This is a genomic window from Chryseobacterium shigense (assembly GCF_014207845.1).
Classification (GTDB): domain Bacteria; phylum Bacteroidota; class Bacteroidia; order Flavobacteriales; family Weeksellaceae; genus Chryseobacterium; species Chryseobacterium shigense_A.
On record NZ_JACHLC010000001.1, the window covers coordinates 1,675,861 to 1,693,774 of the forward strand.

Annotated in this window: 13 protein-coding genes and 1 tRNA gene; 7 read left to right on the plus strand and 7 right to left on the minus strand. The window is 36.3% G+C overall.

Going from position 1 to position 17,914, the window contains the following annotated elements; genetic code table 11:
• Window positions 1-75 precede the first annotated feature (75 nt).
• The gene (locus HNP36_RS07740) at window positions 76-5,964 is read right to left on the minus strand and encodes an alpha-2-macroglobulin family protein (RefSeq protein ID WP_184158760.1); all 5,889 of its coding nucleotides are present in this window, start codon (window positions 5,962-5,964) and stop codon (window positions 76-78) included.
• A gap of 78 nt (window positions 5,965-6,042) precedes the next feature.
• Between HNP36_RS07740 and HNP36_RS07745 the strand changes: the two genes are divergently transcribed.
• Genes HNP36_RS07745 through HNP36_RS07755 form a run of 3 tightly spaced genes read left to right on the plus strand, consistent with a single transcriptional unit; the run spans window position 6,043 to window position 8,167 of the window.
• A complete protein-coding gene (locus HNP36_RS07745; RefSeq protein ID WP_317168962.1) occupies window positions 6,043-6,738 on the plus strand; it encodes a hypothetical protein in 696 nt (231 codons plus the stop codon).
• Between the two features lie 3 nt (window positions 6,739-6,741).
• Complete coding sequence (gene recF / locus HNP36_RS07750) at window positions 6,742-7,845, plus strand: DNA replication/repair protein RecF (protein ID WP_184158756.1); 1,104 nt, start codon at window positions 6,742-6,744, stop codon at window positions 7,843-7,845.
• 25 nt (window positions 7,846-7,870) lie between these two features.
• Window positions 7,871-8,167 (plus strand): DciA family protein, encoded by a 297-nt coding sequence (locus tag HNP36_RS07755; protein WP_184158754.1) that lies wholly within the window; start codon window positions 7,871-7,873, stop codon window positions 8,165-8,167.
• Window positions 8,168-8,203: 36 nt separating this feature from the next.
• Here HNP36_RS07755 and HNP36_RS07760 read toward each other — a convergent pair whose 3' ends face one another.
• From HNP36_RS07760 to HNP36_RS07770, 3 genes are read right to left on the minus strand one after another with little or no spacing between them, the layout of a single operon-like run.
• A complete protein-coding gene (locus tag HNP36_RS07760) occupies window positions 8,204-10,234 on the minus strand; it encodes a recombinase (protein WP_184158752.1) in 2,031 nt (676 codons plus the stop codon).
• 13 nt (window positions 10,235-10,247) lie between these two features.
• Window positions 10,248-10,892, minus strand: coding sequence for a monofunctional biosynthetic peptidoglycan transglycosylase (gene mtgA, locus HNP36_RS07765; protein WP_184158750.1), 645 nt, complete (start codon window positions 10,890-10,892; stop codon window positions 10,248-10,250).
• 41 nt (window positions 10,893-10,933) lie between these two features.
• Window positions 10,934-11,980 (minus strand): ABC transporter substrate-binding protein, encoded by a 1,047-nt coding sequence (locus HNP36_RS07770; RefSeq protein WP_184158748.1) that lies wholly within the window; start codon window positions 11,978-11,980, stop codon window positions 10,934-10,936.
• Window positions 11,981-12,027: 47 nt separating this feature from the next.
• On the opposite strand from HNP36_RS07770, the gene HNP36_RS07775 reads away from it, so the two are divergent.
• Window positions 12,028-12,101 (plus strand) — tRNA-Arg (locus tag HNP36_RS07775).
• Between the two features lie 326 nt (window positions 12,102-12,427).
• Here HNP36_RS07775 and HNP36_RS07780 read toward each other — a convergent pair.
• A complete protein-coding gene (locus tag HNP36_RS07780) occupies window positions 12,428-13,135 on the minus strand; it encodes a hypothetical protein (RefSeq protein WP_184158746.1) in 708 nt (235 codons plus the stop codon).
• Window positions 13,136-13,486: 351 nt separating this feature from the next.
• On the opposite strand from HNP36_RS07780, the gene HNP36_RS07785 reads away from it, so the two are divergent.
• Window positions 13,487-13,771, plus strand: a complete 285-nt coding sequence (locus HNP36_RS07785) for a helix-turn-helix domain-containing protein (protein WP_184158744.1) — start codon at window positions 13,487-13,489, stop codon at window positions 13,769-13,771.
• Window positions 13,772-14,716, plus strand: coding sequence for a hypothetical protein (locus tag HNP36_RS07790; protein ID WP_184158742.1), 945 nt, complete (start codon window positions 13,772-13,774; stop codon window positions 14,714-14,716).
• A gap of 20 nt (window positions 14,717-14,736) precedes the next feature.
• Here the strand turns inward: HNP36_RS07790 and HNP36_RS07795 are convergent, their stop codons facing one another.
• Window positions 14,737-16,323 carry a DNA cytosine methyltransferase gene (locus HNP36_RS07795; RefSeq protein ID WP_184158740.1) on the minus strand — a complete coding sequence of 529 codons (1,587 nt, stop codon included), beginning with the start codon at window positions 16,321-16,323 and terminating at the stop codon, window positions 14,737-14,739.
• 246 nt (window positions 16,324-16,569) lie between these two features.
• On the opposite strand from HNP36_RS07795, the gene HNP36_RS07800 reads away from it, so the two are divergent.
• Window positions 16,570-17,034 carry a hypothetical protein gene (locus HNP36_RS07800; RefSeq protein WP_184158738.1) on the plus strand — a complete coding sequence of 155 codons (465 nt, stop codon included), beginning with the start codon at window positions 16,570-16,572 and terminating at the stop codon, window positions 17,032-17,034.
• Window positions 17,035-17,496: 462 nt separating this feature from the next.
• Here HNP36_RS07800 and HNP36_RS07805 read toward each other — a convergent pair whose 3' ends face one another.
• Entirely contained in the window at window positions 17,497-17,706 is a 210-nt protein-coding gene (locus HNP36_RS07805) for a hypothetical protein (RefSeq protein ID WP_184158737.1), read from the minus strand.
• Window positions 17,707-17,914 lie beyond the last annotated feature (208 nt).

Sequence of the window (17,914 nt, forward strand, 5' to 3'; positions counted from 1 at the left end):
ACATTCACTACAAAAAAAAGAACAAAAAAAACTGCAGTAAGATATTACTACAGTTTTTTTTATTTACTTTATAAATTACTCTGAAATTGTCACATTGGTTCCTTTTGTATGGGCATTCATCTGTGGTGCATAGTAATTCTGCATCGTTGTGATCCCGTTGGAAAACTTACCGGCAGCATTGGAAACAAGGTCATATTCAAATATATATTTTCCTTTTGGCATATACTGAATGTAGAAATTGGTAGAGGCATCTTTAGTTGATTGGTAATACCCCAGACTGTTTTTCCACTGATAGCCTGACAATGCATCTACAGGCTCAAATCCTGCCGCACGCATATCTTTGATGTGAATGAATTCCATCGCTCTGTCCGTATTCAGGATCATTCTTACGGTTACCTTATCACCTATTTTCAACGGAGTATCGGATGAAATCTTCTGAAGTTCCTCACCGTTTACCGTTTTTACTTTTTTGTAAAGTTCTTTGGTAATGGAGATGTAGTTTTCTGAGGATTTTATTTTATCCAGGTCTTCATAATACTGCCAGAATAATCCTCCCTGAACAATTCCCGGCCCTGGTTTGGTAACGGTAACTGTTCCTAAATTTTTATCTACTGCATCAGTTTTAACCGTTGATTTCACATAACCGGTAGCCTGGGTTTGAGGAGCAAGTTCTTTTCCTCCCCAAACGATTGTTGCTTTATCACTTTCAGCGCTTGTCCATGATTTTCCTGAATTCAGGATTGTGAAAATGACTTCCGAAGTTCCTCTTGAGCTTCCCCATGAATTGACTTCTTTCTGGGTAATTAACCAGATTTTCATGTCCTCAATCATTGCCTGGTCATTCGGCTTTAAGGTATTGAATGCTTCCAAAGCTCCTGCATGATTGACTACCTTGGATCCGAACCAGCCCCAGTCGTTCAAATTCTGTTTCCAGTAAACACCTTGGGTTTTAGTATCGGTGGATGTTTCTTTCAGGTAATTCATTAACTTATCAGAAACATCTTTTAAACCGTAACCATTCATCAATAAGGCAGCACGGTGAAGTCCGAAGAAAGTGAAATCTGTAATCTTCGCTGTTTTCGCTTTCTGTTTTACCAATGATTTCAATGATGCTCCTTTTCCCTGTAAAGGATATTGTTTTTCCCAGTAGTTGCGCGTATCAAGGTAATCCATTGCCCAGTTGGTCCAGATATTATCTTTCTTAACATCCCAGTATTTATCTATTTCATTGTCTACATACTGAACTAATTTCGTAACCAGTTCTTTCTGTCCGGACCCCTGATAATCTTTGGCATTATCTTTTAACCAGCTATTGATTTTCCCTAAGTTTTTAAGAATGTACAGTGACGTTCCATAAGAACTTGGATATCCGGGATACCATGAGAATCCACCATCCGGATTCTGCAGTTTCTTAAGATCGTCCCAATCCTGGTTAATTGAATTTCTCATTGTATTGGCATCAAATAACAGAGCCAGTTTCTGCATCTGCTCGCCTTCATTTTTACTTTCCAGCACCCAAGGGGTTTCTTCCAGTAAAAGCTGTTTCAGTTCCTGATTTTTTTCAAGATTGGAATTCAGTAATCCTTTGCTTTGATATTCTTCAAAAACAGTTTTCATTTTCGGATTGGCCTTGAATATTTCAGAAGCCAATACATCCGCGAACCATTTGTTGAAGATTACATCAGCAGAGTTGTTCTGATCATTTTTCAGGCTTGGAAGCGCAAACATGATTTCCCAGATCGGATTTGCGGTAAGTTCCAATGTATTGGAAACGTTGGAGATCGTGTTAGAATTTGCATTTTTAAGGTTATCTAAAACGAATGTCTTTGTTTCGCCTTCTTTTACAAATACCGGAACCGCATCTGTCACCAGCATTCTGTTCGGAAGTACAGCAACCGCCTGCTGCTCACCATCTGAATAGGCTCCGGCTTTTGCCACTACTTTTAAAATGATAGAAGAAATATTGTTTGGAACTTTCAGCTTCCATGTTAATGCACTGTTTCCTTTTTCATCTAAGTTAAAATTCTGCACTCCTGCATTGATTCCGAATTGAGAAGAAATGTTTTCATTCGTGAAGGCATCCAGGATCTGAAGTTCTGCTGAACCGCTTAGTTTTTTATCGGTAAGGTTGGATAATTTAGACTGAAGGTTCAGCTCATCTCCTTCTCTTAAAAATCTTGGATAGTTTGGTGTTACAGAGAATTCTTTCTGGGTTACGACCTGTTTTTCCAATGTTGAGGCTCTGGCGTCTTTGGTATGAGCCAGGAACATCAGTTTCCATTTTGTCAATGCTTCCGGAGAAGTGAATTCAAAATTTACATTTCCGTCTGCATCTGTTTTCAGATCCGGGTAGAAGAATGCGGTTTCGTTGAGATTCTGGCGTACAGGTACTTTTTCCAGGTTTTCAACTATTGCCGGCGAATTATCTGAATATCCGGCTGCGGCTGCATCAGCCAGAGCGCCTTCTGTAGTTACCAATCCTGTGGTTGTTTCCAATTTACGAACCATCTTAGCCTTTGCAACAACAGGTGCGGGAGGAGCCGGAGAATATGCAGAATTTTTTACACCTTCGTTTACTTCCAATTCCTGAAGAGCTGAACTTCCATAGAAAATACTTTCATCAAACCAATTAAAGTTGGGTACGTCTACATATTTTCCATTGTAATATTTCAATCTTTTCTGATAGTATTGCTGTAATAAATATTGTCTGATATCATAAGATGTTACCATAGAATATGGCGTATATAAATTCTGCCAGCTGAAGCTATTGGCGGCAAACTGATCCAGTGACATATCATACATATTGGCCAGCACCTCGGCATTTACTTTTTCCTTATCATTTCCTGAAACTTTTACCGTCCATTTTTCTTTTGAATTCGGTTCCAGCTTATCTCTGAAGGTAACGGTTTCTATTTTTAAAGGCTGTTCTGTATCTTTTATTTTTAAAGTTACGGACTGCGTCTGTACATCATTAAATGCTGCAACCTGGAACTGGATATTCAATGCCGCCACACTTTTATCTTTCGGGATATCTGCGGTATATTCCAACACTCCTTTTTTCAGCTGATGTACTTCTGAAACTGTTTTTCCTGAGCCATCCTGAACAAATACATTCACAACAGCATCCGGAATTGCCGAGTATACATATACTTTAGCCTTTTCTCCTCTTGAAAATTCATTCTTCGGTTCAACAACCGTTAAGAACGTTTTTTGTGAAGGTTTTAACGATCCTTTATCCCAGATGCTGAAGTTCTGGGAAGATTTTATGGTATCTTTCCCTTCAATATTATAGAGTTCAAGCTGGTAATCTCCTGCGTCCAGTTTTCCAAGATCTAATTCTGTTGCCGGCTGCTGAAGTTTTTCAGAAATTACTTTTTCTGCTTTCCAGTTTTTAACCTCATCATTTTTATCAAACAGATCATGTGGAAATTTGCTGATAAATTCTTCTTTGGAATACTTTGGAAGATTCTGAACTTCCTGTGCAAAATTATCCCTGAAAATCCTGTTGGGTACGGACAGTTTAGACAGTTTTACCTTATATGATTTTTTAAGATCCTGTTCGTTATAATTTAGAGTTTCTACTTTCAGTTTTACATTTTCATCACTGAATGTATTCTTGATTCCATCAGCTTTAATGTAATGAGAAACCGAAGCTACTTTCAATTGAGTGTCGGCAGACTGTGTTTCTCCGTTAATATCTGTTACCGAAGCATTGACTTCATAATTATCAATCTGGATTCCTTCCAGCTTTTCATCTTTTTTAAGATCAAGACGGATTGTGAATTCTCCTTTTTCATTGGTTTTAACCTCGCCAAGAATGGAATTTTCGTTATCATTATCATGAGGATACCACCAGAAATATCTCCATCTGATGTTATGTTTTTTGATCTCATAACTTACGGTTGTATTGCTCAGAGCTACTCCGGAGAACATCATTGCTTTTCCTTTCAGTTCTATAGTCTGCCCATATTTGTATTCCTCTTTTACAGGATCGAAAGTGACTTCAAATTTTGGTCTTTTATATTCTTCAACCCTGATGTCTTTATATCCGCCTTCAGTTCCTTCATCGGTTTTTAAATAGAAAACTCCGTTCAGCTGGCCTTTCGGAAGGATGAAGCTTCCGTGGTAAGAACCGAATTCATTTGTTGAAAAATTCTGTGAAGAAACCTCCTGGCTGTTGGCATCAAGAAGTGTGATTTTTTGCTTTAAGCCCGAAATTACACCTTCGGTTTCTTTATCAATTTTTGTATTGATAACTTTGAAATACACAGTCTGTCCCGGCCTGTAGATGGCTCTGTCCGTAAAGATCTGTGCCAGCGTACGGGTTTGTTTATTCGGGTTGTAGTTTTCTGCATTTCCGCTGTTTCCGTACACCTGCATGATCTGGAAATCATTGGTTTTCGGCTGGCGGATCAGAAAAGTTCTGTAATATTCTTTGCTGTTCGTGGATGGGAATTTGAAAACGCCATTTGCATCGGTTTTGCCATCAATTTTGTTTAAAGTTTTATTGGCAACAAATTCATAGAAAGTAAGACCTTCATTGGCTGTTGGATTCCCGTTTTCACTGTTAACGAGCTTCAGTACATTGGAAAGCTGGTTTCTGTCTGTTTTTGTCTGGTAGATGATCCTGTTTCCGGAAACCAGAAAATAGAAGTTCTGTCTGACATCACTGTCTTTTGCTTCTGATCCTGCAACGGAATATTCAACAACATAAACTCCTGAAGGAAGAGGCTTGATCTCCAATGAGGTTTTATGAACCTGGTAATCTTTGGAATCTCCAAGCTGGAAAGTTTCTTTTCTTACGAGATTTTTTTTAATTTTTCCAAAAGTATTGTTGTAGGAATTCTGCACATATTGCATCAGTGAAGTGAAATCTTCTTTTACTTCATAAATATTCAGGGAAAATTCTGTTACGTTCTTATGATCTGCCACAAAATGGATCGGCAGATTACTCTGAGTCTGCTGCTCATATTTAATGGTAAGAAAAGGATTGGTAATCTGATTTTCTTTGTTTTTTATATTTTCAAGGAAAGGAGATTTAGGGTATTGTTTCTTAGCCTGATCTGCAATGGCCAAAGCTTCTTTCTCCTTCTTTTTATCCACAAATTCATTCATGATATCTTCCATGATAATGACTTTGTAATCTCCTTCCGTATCAGATTTCAAAAGGTTTTGAAGCTGTTCAAGTTTATCTTTACACTGGTTGTAATTACAGTTTTCCGTCAGCTTTTCTTTCATGAAATAAAGCTTAGGGTTTCCGGTGTTCTGGGCAATAAGTTCGTCAAAAACAGTATTAATCTGGGTTCCGTTCTCCGTCAGTTCATTTTTGGTAAAAAGCCCATTTGCGGAAAGGTAACTGATCTTTTTTACAGCATACCACTCATATACGGTTGGGAAATAAGCAATATCTTTTATGTCTGTAAAAATAGTTTTGTATTTCAGCAGGGAGGTTTTCTTCATTTCCTGTTTCTGCTGATCAAGTTCCTGATAATTTTTCTTCAGATAGTTTTTAAAATCCAGTTTACTCCAGGTTTCAATCTGGGAAATATCCTGTGAATTGATATTGGTTCTGCTTTCTATTTCCCATGAATTCTGGTTATAGTAATCCATAAAAAATTCATTTAAGAGAACTTTATATACGAGTTTCTCTTCTCCTTTAAGCCTGGTATCCGCTTCCTGAAGCTTCTTAAAAAATTGGGAGGCAGAATCATTCTGGTCATCATCCACTGTCTGGTTTACAACACTGAATTCTGCTTTCAGGGAACGGATGAGCTGGATGGCATTGTTTTCTTTCATCGCATGGTTTTGTATGTCTAAAATGATAGGAAGATTAGATTTGTAAGCACCTTTTGCGCTGTTTTCTATTATTTTTTTCCACTGATCGTCGTAGTATTTCTGTGCCGAAACAACGGAAAAGCTCAGCATTAGAAGCAAAAGCATAAAAATCTTGGAAAATCTTTTCATATATGTTATTTTTGATAAATGAATTTCTTAAAAATACTGAAAAAAACTGTTATTGACAGTCAAATTTATGTCTCTGTTATGGGAACTTTATTTGCGGTATTTTTCATGAAAGAGCAAAACACATTCCGTTTCCCTACTGTGCTCTTAATTTTCATTACTTATTTCAGCGGTTATCTTTACACCAAGTACCAATATACCAGGCACTTTTTGAAAATACTGGTTCTGAATGCAATAGCAGGCATTATCTGTGCTTTCCTGATCATTCACAATCATAATGAAATAAGACTTTTGAAATGGTTTGTCATTGTGGTTTTGGGACTGCTTTACAACAGTTTTTTCCTGGACGTCTATATCAGGAAAATCCCATTACTGAAGATATTCTACGTTGGGCTGGTCTGGGCGTTGGTCAACAGCTGGCTTACGCTTCCGGAATTCAGCTTTCCGATATTTTTTATCAGTTTCTTTTTTATAACGGCACTGGTTTTACCCTTTGATATCCGGGACATGGAAAGTGATACGGTACAGACTTTTCCTAAGTTGATAGGTGTACAGAATACAAAATATATTGCCTATCTGCTTGTTTTCATCAGTATGCTGATTGCTGCTTTTTATCTTAAACCTGCTTATGGTATCGCATTTTTTTTATCGGGAATTATTACGTTTATATTTATCTATTTCTCTGAAAATAAAAGAGATGACACTTATTTTTCATTCTGGATAGAAACCTGCTCTGCACTTCCCTTTTTATTTTTACTAATAATGGAGTATTTTTGACGAATGATTATCAAGAAGCTTTCCCTTTACAATTTCAAAAACCATTCGGAGAAGAAATTTGAGTTCTCTCCCCAGATCAATTGTTTTGTGGGAAACAACGGTGCCGGAAAGACGAATATCCTGGATGCACTGCATTATTTATCCGTAGGGAAAAGTTTTTTGGGCAATACAGATTTCAACAATATCAAAAGAGAGGAAGATTTTTTCACCATTGACGCTGAGATTTTAAATGAGGACCGTGAAGATACCATCAAAATCTCCCAGCCCAAAGAAGCCAAAAAGATCATCAAAAAGAATGATAAAAGCTATGACAGGCTTGCAGACCATATCGGATATCTGCCAAGTGTAATGATCTCACCGTATGACTCTAACCTGATTTCAGATTCCGGGGAAAGCCGCAGAAAGTTTCTGGATTCAATGATCTCTCAAACGGATTCGGAGTACCTTTTTGATCTGATACAATATCAGAAAACAGTGCAGCAAAGAAATGCCCTGTTGAAATATTTTGCCAAAAACAGAACCTGGGATAAAGATTCTCTGGAAATCTATGATGCTCCCATCACAAAATTCGGAACGAGGATTTTTGAGAAAAGAAGAAATTTTGTTGAGAAACTGGGTCCAATTGTTCAGAATTTCTACAGGATCATTTCCGGAGGGAAAGAGATGGTTTCGGTTCATTATCAATCTGATTTAATTGCAGGCTTCGACTCCGCTCAGCCTGACAGAAATTTTCAACAGCTCTTAACAGAAAGTCTTGAAAGAGACCGGATGCTGACGTATACTTCAAAGGGAATTCACAAAGATGATCTGCTATTTGAAATGGATCATGTGCTGATTAAAAAGACAGGTTCTCAGGGACAGCAGAAATCTTTCCTGATTTCCTTAAAACTGGCTCAGATGAGTCTTGTGAAAGAATTGACCAAGAAAACTCCCATCCTTCTTCTCGACGACATTTTTGATAAGCTCGATGATACGCGGGTTTCGCAATTGATTGAGCTGGTTAATCAGGAAAGTTTCGGACAGATTTTCATTACGGATACGCACAGGGAGCGTACGGAAAGTGTAGTGAAGAAAATCAATGAGGAAAGCATCATTTTTGATGTTTGATAATACAAACCTGTAACCTGAACCCATGAAGAAGAATAAAAAACGTGAATTTCAATCCTCAGAGCTTGTAAAATCTTTTGCAAGGATACATGGTTTTGAGCATAAGCTGATTGCTTTTGAAATTAAGGATTTCCTTGAAGACTATCTGGATGAAAGTCTTTTCAGTGAGATCAGAAGCGTTAATATTGAAGACAAGTGCATTATCATTAGGATTGATTCTCCTATATTAAAACATGATTTCCAGATGCGTAAGAGCTTTTATCTTAAAAAGTTTCAGGACAAATTCGGAGAGGCTCAATTCAGTGATATAAGGATTGTTTAGATCTTATAAATATCACTAAAATCTTTCTTCAAAATATTAATGATCTTCAGATTTATTTGTAATTGTACTGCTCATCAGATCATCTGCTTTTTTATCCAGACCTGAACGCAGCGGAAAGAAAAACTTAAACGGATGCTTTACAAAATATTTGAAAATCTCACGGTAAATTTCACTTACCTGTCCGAAGTTCATTTTTCTTGATCTGAATGCCAGGAACATAGATAATGTAAAACTTACCAGGAAGTTAAAGAACCCAATTAAAAAGACAGTAAAGAAAGATATCCAGAAGGTATAGGAATCCACTGAAAAATCCTTTCCGTAAAGCCCCAAAGCAAAGTTTCCGGCAGCAAAGGTAATGTGCCTGATATCAAGATCCAATCCGAAAAACAAACCTACCGGAGCGGTTGCCCCCAAAAATACCCCAAACCAGAAATTGGAAACAATTCCCGGCCAGTTCTTAGCATAATATTTAGATAAACTTTTCGCAAACTTTTTCCCGAAAAAATTTCTGATGGAAAGGTTTTTTGCAATTCTTTCCGGGATCTGGTAAAACACGGAATTGTTGCCTATATTCCCTGAAATAATTCCTGAAATAAAAAGATAGAATCCTGCAATACTGGCATGCAGTATGGCTTTGGATTTAAAAGGATCAAGGTCTTTTAATAGTTTATCTGACCTTTCTACAGCTAAATTCTGAGAAAAAAATACATCCAAACCATAAATAATCGCCAGCGCAATAGGAAATGAGAGAAGCACATTCCCCACAAATGCAATAAACTGGCTTCTGAACAGCTTTGATACAAGATGGGCAAATTCGGTATTATTCCGTTTGCTGTTTCCTTCTTCTGATAATACTTTGGTCATCGTAGCCGCTGTCATTGCAGGCTGTTTCGTGGCCAGGGTAAAGCCCATCAGATAGATCATCACAAACCCCATCGCATAATTGATTGAATATAAAAATGCATGTGAAAAATCACTGCCCGGGATATATCCGTACAGCATTTTCAGAACACAAAGTGCTCCAACAATGATCCCTCCTCCGCTGGCTTTATAAAACATTGTCATGTATTCTTTCCGGGTAGAGGTAATGTAATGGGTTCCGGTTTCTGCAGTATGGTTGGTAATAAGGTGCGAGATTAGACGTGTACTGTCGTTGATCAGATCTGCAATATTATTTTTATGGGATTTGTAGCTGAGTATATTAAAAACCAGCTGTTTAGATTTTATGGTAATATCCTGTTCATTATCAATAACCAAAAGCTGTACGATCTCATAGATTCTTTCAGTCTGCTGACGGATCTTAAGCAGCGATTGGTTGATCTTTCCCGAAATCCCGTATTTGGCTGAGTTTTTAAAGGCGATATTGACAAATTCAAGGCACTGCTCTGCATAGATCTTGATCTGCTTATAACGGCTGTCTTTGGAGTGCAGCTGCAGGCCCGGATCTTTTTTAAAGTCTTCGGTAAGTACTTCAAGTTCATTCTGAAGGGCCAAGAACGGATTATCAAGATTCCTGTACTGAGGAGCCATTCTTACCACTTCCACTTCCATGGCCATTCCTGTAACACGCCAGGAAAGAATATTCATCGAGAAGATCAGCTCTTTTTTAACATTGGGTTTGGTTATAAAATCTGAAGCACCCAGCAGAGTTAAAAATTCATCAATTTCATTTTCAGGAAGATTGTGAAGATATTTCAGGTCTTTCTTGGGTCTGAAACTCACATTATCAATCATGTACCACACCGTTTTTTCATTTTCTACGGGTGGTAAAATTTTATTAAGGATTCTTTTTTTCAGTTCCGGAAAGAAGGCATTTTCTGAAAGGATATTGGCCTCGGTAAGAGAAAGGTTGAAAGGTCTTCCTTTGAAAATATTATGAATGTAATGTTTAAAATTTTCAGCAAAATCCGGGTTACTTCTCAGAAAATTAAGGACATCTGTAAAATCTGCCCTTTTTATGCTCTCTAAAAACTCGGCAAATGGCTCTAAAGAAATAGTTTCGTTCTTAAAAGAGAAATATTTTTTAAGAACTGATTCAAAATTTGTACTGGAATTAAAAAATTTCATTGGTACAAAGATACTATTTCAAACTCACATTCCTCATCTGTCTCATGATCCAATTATGTTTCTTTCTCAAATACGGGGATGGGTTTTTAGGATCATATTTCTTTGGATTAGGCAGTACAGCGGCAATCCAGGCGGCATCTGAAGCGCTCAGATCTTTAGAGGATTTCCCGAAATAATACTGTGCGGCAGCTTCCACACCAAATACGCCCTGCCCCATTTCAATGGAATTCAGGTATCTTTCAAGAATGATATCCTTGCTCCATACTTTCTCAATAATAAAGGTGTAAACAGCTTCAAGTCCTTTTCTGAACCAGCTTCTTCCCTGCCAGAGGAAAACATTTTTGGCTGTCTGCTGGGAAATAGTGCTTCCACCGCGGATTTTTCTTCCTTTTTCATTATTCTTCATTGCTTTTTCGATGGCTGTATAATCGAAACCGTTATGATCAAAGAATTTCTGGTCTTCGGAAGCAATTACTGCTTTTTTAACATTATTACCCATTTCATCATAGGAAATATAATCCCTGTGCAGCTTTCCATACTCAAAAAGGCCTCCAATCTGTGTTATGGTGATTGGTGGATTAAAAAATCTGCCCCAAACAATAAAAAATACGTTCAGAACAAGAATAATAAAAACAGCCTGCTTAATTTTTTTCCACATAATTTCTAAAAACGACTACAAAAATAAACAATTCGTTCGAGTTACTGAAGTTCTTTCATATAGGTAAGCTGATATTCCGGCAGCAGTTCGGGATGGAAGATCTTAATGTAATCTTTCAGGATAAGGTCTGCCCTTATGGCTCCGCTTTCAAAAAAATCATTGGCTTTCTGTCTTTCTTTTCCTGCAATGGTGTAGATCTTTCCTTTATTGAATACCTCCAGTTTTCCATAAAGAGGATTAGTTCCCAACATTTCTTTTTTTGAAGCGTGAATTCCTGCGTTTATCCAGTAACGTACACTGCCGGATTTGGCATATACTTCTTCAAAGCTCATGGTGAGGGATTTTTCTTCTTTATTATCTTTCATGATGTAGGAAGCGTTGGCATCCGTAATATAATTGGCCACAGATGTTTTCCCTCCCGGAAGATACCATACATTTCCGTACATTTCATTGGCAAGCACTACAGGTTGGTCTTTTGCTTTTAATGCCAGCTGTTTCAGTTTATTATAATTTTTTTCAATTTCCCTGTATTTTTCCCCGGCTTCTTTCTCTTTTCCGAAGAATTCCCCGAAAAGTTTGATATAAGCCGTTTTTTCCAATGGAAGCTGTTCCATATATTCATCAAGGAAAACTACCTGAATTCCGTTATTTTTCAGGAGCTGGTAGGTATTGTCGAAACTTGCAATATAATTGGTGAAAACAGCATCCGGTTTCATGGAAATGATTTTTTCTACGTCATATTTCTGTTCGCTTCCTACATTCTGAATCTTTCCTTCTTTCAAAAGGCTCTGGATCTTCTCCGAGTAGATATATTCCGGGCTGGAAACTCCAACAACCAGATTTTCGGCTCCAAGCTCAGAAATATATCCTGCCATACTGGCATTTAAAAGGACAATTTTCTTAAACGGGGTCTGATTTGTTTTAAAAGTATAGGTGAAATTTCCCGATTTCAGTTCCAAAATACCATCATGCTCCTTAAATTGTGTACGGTTTGATATTTGGTTCCAGTTTGGGGGTGAAATTTTTTGTTCTCTTTTACAGGAGATTAGCGCTGCAACTGTAAATAAAAGTAAAATTCTCTGTTTCATCTTTCAAAGAAAGGAAAAAAGTGCTATATTTGCAAACCTTTAATAAAGGCCTCGTGGCGCAACTGAATAGCGCATCTGATTACGGCTCAGAAGGTTACAGGTTTGAATCCTGTCGAGGTCACTTGAAACGGCAAATATCATAGATATTTGCCGTTTTTATTGTTAATTCTTTCCAACTTGTGTTTTTTGGGAGCTGCACCAAAATTGGTACTAACAAGTTTTTTTAACGTAAAGGTAAAATTCAATCCGTTTATTGATAAGGAAGCCAAGAAAGCGACAAAGTCGCAGATGAAGCTGTATGGTTATGCGCCGGCTTAGAAAGAATCAATGAAATTGATTCCACCTTTGCCATCTTTAAAATATAACATCACCCATTAAACCTTTGCGTTAAAAAAAATATCCCGCAGATTAAGCCGATTGAGCAGATTTTATTTCTGTTCTTACTTTCTAGCTAACTACATTTATTTCCTTTTCTCTTCTTTCCAGAATAATGTACGCTGCATCCAGCATTTTAATAAGATGAATATATGGGTTGATGATATTCTTCTCCGGCACATTCTCGTAGACTCCCAGTGAGAAATAGACAATCCCGGACATAAAATAATCAAATTCCCTGATGCTGTATTCTTTGAATGCTTTTTTAAAGACCAGCAGAGGATTTTGATATTCCTTCTCCGAAAGCAGGCCGAGAAGCAATGGAGAGACATTTTCCAGCTGGGTATTAATGCTCCGTTTCTTTTCCGTAAGTGCTATAAGATAACCTGCACGCACAAACGAACGCATAGACTGATGAAACTGAAAGATAACGGACGGATCTTCTTTTATCCATGTATTTCTATTGATAGCGCAATTCATAATGCTGCTTAACTGCTCTTTAGAGGCCGCCAGATCATTGAACTGAAAATAGGCCTTCATCAGCTTCAAGCCGGAACGCTTCCTGCCACCTGCCCAAAAGCGGGTTTCAAAGGCTGTTCTGTTGTTTTTCATGAGTTTGTATTTTGTAATAAGTGATTTTCTGCTATTTTGTACTGGTCGTGAGGAAGGAAGCCCGCCTGAACTTCCTTCCCGTACAGGCCAGAAAAAATAATATGATAATATTTGTGTTCCCGTAAAAAGCCCTGAAGCCGCAATGGATTGTACACTCCATTGTACCATATCATGATACTTTATGTGGTAAAAGCAGGCTTAGAAAAAGATAATTGTAGAAAAACAGAACAGCATGAAAATAAAACGGCATGGGACTCTACAATATCCGGTTTGGGGCACTGGTATACCTGCATACAGATAAGAGAGCCCACGCCTAGGTCGTGAGCTTCATTACTTATCCTCTCGTATGCTAAAAAGTACCAGTTTTCAAACCGAGATTCCAAGCAATAGCTTCTAATATTCTTTGAAGTATCGCAAAGTTACATTTACTGTAACCTATTTTGCAAATATAATAAAAAAATCAAAAGGATACATATAAGTATCCTAAATTTTAACTTCAAACCTAGAATTTTACAGTTAATGAATGAAATTGAACTTCATAATTGTAAAAAAGCTCTTGGTTATAGAATTTCTGAATTAAGAAAAAAAGTTATAAACCCCGAGACAAATAAACCTATTTCACAAGAAGAGTTAGGCTTAAGAACCGGACATGCAAAAAAGACAATAGGAGAATTAGAAAGAGGCAATACTAATCCTCGATACGATACTCTACTCATAATCAGCAAAGAACTTAATGTTACAATACAAGAGCTCTTTAATTTTGATATGAAAAAATATATAAAACTATCAAATAAATTAGATTAAATGAATCTACCAGAATATTATAGAAAGAAATCTATTGATGATATTTTTAATATACCAACATTTCGTACATGTTGGACAATTTGGAAACCCGAAATTGACAGAAAGTTAGGAGAAAACTATAGCGCCACTGACATATTGAATTTGGGAGATACTCTTTCAGAAATATTCAAGATGACTGGCCAAGGTGGAAGAGATCAAGGTAGTCTTTCCGGAGGTGGTACGGCATGGGAGGCTCTAGTATGTTGGTATTTGAATTTATGTATGATAAACAGTAGAGCTGTTGCAATTAGAAGGATGAGCTTAATTCCAAAACATATACAGGATTCTATCACGGTTAATTACAGTAATTTCCCTTGTAATACTGAATCAGACATTACCGTTCTTATTTTCCCCGACTCACCTGATTACAATAATAACATTGAAGAGGTATCGCTTAATAGAGGTAGTATATTCAATGACTTTTTAGCGGTAGACAATTCCTTAAATATCAACGTACTGGATAGTCTTATAGAGCGAGATTTCAACTTATTTGAAATTGGAATAATTCAATGCAAAACTAATTGGAATGATAATGCTCAAATACCAATGCTCTGGGATATGATTTATTCCTCTGGAGGCTTTACAGGTAGAAATATTACTATTGGTAGAAATAATTATAGTATACAAAATTGTCACAAATTTACATATTCATTTGTGACAGTTCCCACAAATCAACGCTCTAATTATACTAGTGGTAGTGTAGCAGTACAACGAGTATACAATTTAAGTGGAGGTAATTATTGGGGAAAACCAACCTCACAAAATATATGTCGATCAATAAAAGAAATATTTAATAATAATTTCCAATCTGCCTTTAGAGGTATAGGTGCCAGAGGCTGTATCAATTTAAAAATTCAGGCATTGAACGATAGCAATGAAGAATATTCTTATTTTCATCTTTATTAAATAAAATTGAGGAGTAATAATTACTCCTCAATTTTATTTAATAAATTTTTAACTAATTTTCCCAATGTCATACTTAGGATTGGAGGAACTGCATTTCCCACTTGTGTATATTGTGGAGTTTCATATTTGCGCATCTTTCCACCTGTTGTAACTTTAGATCTAAATTCAAACCAATCTGGAAAAGACTGGATACGCGCCATCTCTCTTACTGTTAGCACTCTTGGTGAATTAAAATCATAGTGACAAATATCATCAGGAATTGTGAGTTGAGCTGGTGCAGGTTGATTTCTATTAAGCGATCTTTGGCTATGTTTCTTCGTTTTTAGAAGAGTAATTAAATTAATAAGTTCACTAGAACTTCTTAATTTACGATCACTTATATTTTGCAATTCTTTATCAGGAATAATAAATTTATATTTTTTGATTTGGTCAAATACTTCATTTATTATCAAAGTACTTTCTTTCTCCGTCAATAAACTATTTAATTCTTTTTTATAGTTGTGTGGCAATTCTTCTAAGATTTGATAGAATCTAAACCTTGCTTGTGTAATAATATTATGCGTTCTCAATTCAAAGTTAAGTGCTTTATTCAAGATTTTTGTACTCTTAAACATATTATTTACATTAGATATATAAATAGAATTACCTACTCCTTTTTTCGAAAGATCATCAATCGCACTAGCAACTGTTACAAAATTTTGTTTCATTGTTAACGGCTTCGGTAAAAGAATATCATTAAAAAATATGGAATCACTTTCAATATCATAGTAGTTAAGATCGGAAATCATTACATTATCGAGTGATTTTTTATTGTCTATTACTTTGTTGTAAAAAGATAAGGTATTCTCTATTATATCTTCACTTTGTTGATTTTTAATCTTTTTTTTCAATTTCAAAAAGATATCTTTTCTGTAAGCCATTAAAATAAATCTTGGCCTATTTTGAGGAACACCAAAATACTTCGAATTAATCATCATACATATAGGAAAATACCCTTCTAATGCAAATGCTTTAGACACCTCTAGCCATGCAAAATATTTTTCACCATTTTCTAAAAATGGAGCTGTTATTCCTTTAACATTTTCTAATAAAACAACTTTTGGCTGTACAGATCCTGCAAATTTAGCAAAGGATAGTGGTAATAGATTTTTTGCATTATTTTTCTCTCTTTTACCAGCAAGGCTAAAGCTTTGACAAGGGGGGCCACCAGATACTAGATCAATATCCATTTGTCTTAATTCTGCATATTTATTATTTTTGAGTAAAAAGCTATGCAACCTATCTATATCACCAACTAAAAGTTTACCATTTACATCAGTATCTTCGGTTAAATCAGAATATATTTTTTTACCATCAAAAGGATTTTCTCGCAATCTATCCTTCAAATTTTCCGAAGTATATTCACTCGCAATCCATAGCGTATTTTTAGGACTTAATTTTTCATTTGCTAATTGTAATAAGTTTTCATCAAAAAAATTATAAGCAAATGTTTCACTTGCCATTGGCGATATTTCATTTGCAAAGAGTAAGTTATATCCTGCTCTTTCGAGCCCTAAGTTCATTCCTCCACAACCTGCAAATAATTCTATATGCGTAAAATCCCTCATTAAATTTTAAAAAATTAATTATTAAAGCAGACAAAAATACAAATAATGTCTCCTCCATAAAAATATCTTTTTTATAAAATCAAAATACTTTCGTTCTTCAAAACCTCTTTATTTCAGATATTTTTTTTTAAAGATTTGTTTATTTATGAACTTAAACCAAGAAGACATTACAGCAGTGATTTCTAAAAAATCACCATCTTTCAAAACAAACTCCCAAATATTCCGTTTAATTCTTAAATTTGGCTCATGCGAAAGAATCTTTATTTCATTATTATATTATGTTCCCTTACCAGTTGCTATACGTATCAGGTAAAAAAGCCGGCAGATCCGGCTGCCGACAATAAGCAGGACTCTAAAAAGAATGCAGCTCAGGCTAATAATACGGCTGCATCAATGAAAAATGCAGCAGCTGAATCTTTGGGCCCACAGCAAGCGCCAGCCCCGGTTAATATTCAGGAGAAACTTGCCTCCGGTAAAAACGTTAAAATAGACGTTGACGGCAGAAGCTATAAAGTAATAGTAGACAAGTGGGAAAGCGACAGCCTTGTGGTACACCCGGTTCACAATCCTAAAAAAATCCTGAAATTCCATAAAAACCAGATCAATGCTGAGAGAATTGCGGAAAAACGTTTTTCGCAACCCATAGCGGATATTATTACGGTTGTCGCTTATGCTTCAATTGGTGTCGGAATTTATCTTCTTCTCCGCTAATTTTTTTAAAACTTTTCCGGTAATTGCAGCCTGAAAAAACATCCCGGAAATTCACAAAAAACCCCATACAGGATCTGTAGGCTCTTTCAAAGCGTCTCCGGGCATTTCCACAACCCTCCGGAAGGACTTATCAAACTGCCGGTACCCTTTAAGGAACGCCCGCCCCCCCCTTACCCAAGGGGGTAAAACCACTTACAAAACGGTGTCCGGAGGCTTATAAAACGGGCTTCAGGCCTTTATTGAAGACATACCGGCCCCTGTCAGATTCCCTGAAGAGGGTTATGATCTGGGTACGGACCTATCTGATAAGATGATTAACCAAAAAAAACATTGAAAATCATTAACTGTTCCTGATCCATCAGCCATTTAATGACATCCACATTATTGCAACACAAAAAATCCCCGGAAACCGAGGATTGAACCAAAAACTATAAAACCTCACCTTAAACATGAGCGTTATTTTTAGTAGCAATTTTTGCAGTAACTTTTATCTACATACACTTTGTCACCTGAAGAATTGATATAATAACAGCCTCCTTTTTCGCCTACATGCAAAGTATGTCCGTTGTATGAGCAGTATTCTGAACCGCCTGAACCGTCCTCCGAATTACCAGAGCCTTCACAGGAAAATACAGTAAGACCAACAATCAGTAGTAAAATTATTTTTTTCATTATAGATAATATTTATTTCTGCAAAAATATATCACGTCCTGAACTATAAAATACGGGTTTCCGTAGTAGTGCTTAATATCTGCCTTTTGAAGTTTCATGATTCAGGAGATTTTATTCTGAGCAGCAGCAAAACAGTATTATAACAAACAATTAGCAAAAAACTACTATTATCAGGGAGAGTTGCTTATATTTGAAAGTTAACGGATAT

Excerpts from the sequence above, each read along its gene's own strand:
- HNP36_RS07740 (WP_184158760.1), bottom strand. The coding sequence starts at position 5,964 with ATGAAAAGATTTTCCAAGATTTTTATGCTTTTGCTTCTAATGCTGAGC.
- HNP36_RS07745 (WP_317168962.1), top strand. The coding sequence starts at position 6,043 with ATGGGAACTTTATTTGCGGTATTTTTCATGAAAGAGCAAAACACATTC.
- recF (WP_184158756.1), top strand. The coding sequence starts at position 6,742 with ATGATTATCAAGAAGCTTTCCCTTTACAATTTCAAAAACCATTCGGAG.
- HNP36_RS07755 (WP_184158754.1), top strand. The coding sequence starts at position 7,871 with ATGAAGAAGAATAAAAAACGTGAATTTCAATCCTCAGAGCTTGTAAAA.
- HNP36_RS07760 (WP_184158752.1), bottom strand. The coding sequence starts at position 10,234 with ATGAAATTTTTTAATTCCAGTACAAATTTTGAATCAGTTCTTAAAAAA.
- mtgA (WP_184158750.1), bottom strand. The coding sequence starts at position 10,892 with ATGTGGAAAAAAATTAAGCAGGCTGTTTTTATTATTCTTGTTCTGAAC.
- HNP36_RS07770 (WP_184158748.1), bottom strand. The coding sequence starts at position 11,980 with ATGAAACAGAGAATTTTACTTTTATTTACAGTTGCAGCGCTAATCTCC.
- HNP36_RS07780 (WP_184158746.1), bottom strand. The coding sequence starts at position 13,135 with ATGGTACAATGGAGTGTACAATCCATTGCGGCTTCAGGGCTTTTTACG.
- HNP36_RS07785 (WP_184158744.1), top strand. The coding sequence starts at position 13,487 with ATGAATGAAATTGAACTTCATAATTGTAAAAAAGCTCTTGGTTATAGA.
- HNP36_RS07790 (WP_184158742.1), top strand. The coding sequence starts at position 13,772 with ATGAATCTACCAGAATATTATAGAAAGAAATCTATTGATGATATTTTT.
- HNP36_RS07795 (WP_184158740.1), bottom strand. The coding sequence starts at position 16,323 with ATGAGGGATTTTACGCATATAGAATTATTTGCAGGTTGTGGAGGAATG.
- HNP36_RS07800 (WP_184158738.1), top strand. The coding sequence starts at position 16,570 with ATGCGAAAGAATCTTTATTTCATTATTATATTATGTTCCCTTACCAGT.
- HNP36_RS07805 (WP_184158737.1), bottom strand. The coding sequence starts at position 17,706 with ATGAAAAAAATAATTTTACTACTGATTGTTGGTCTTACTGTATTTTCC.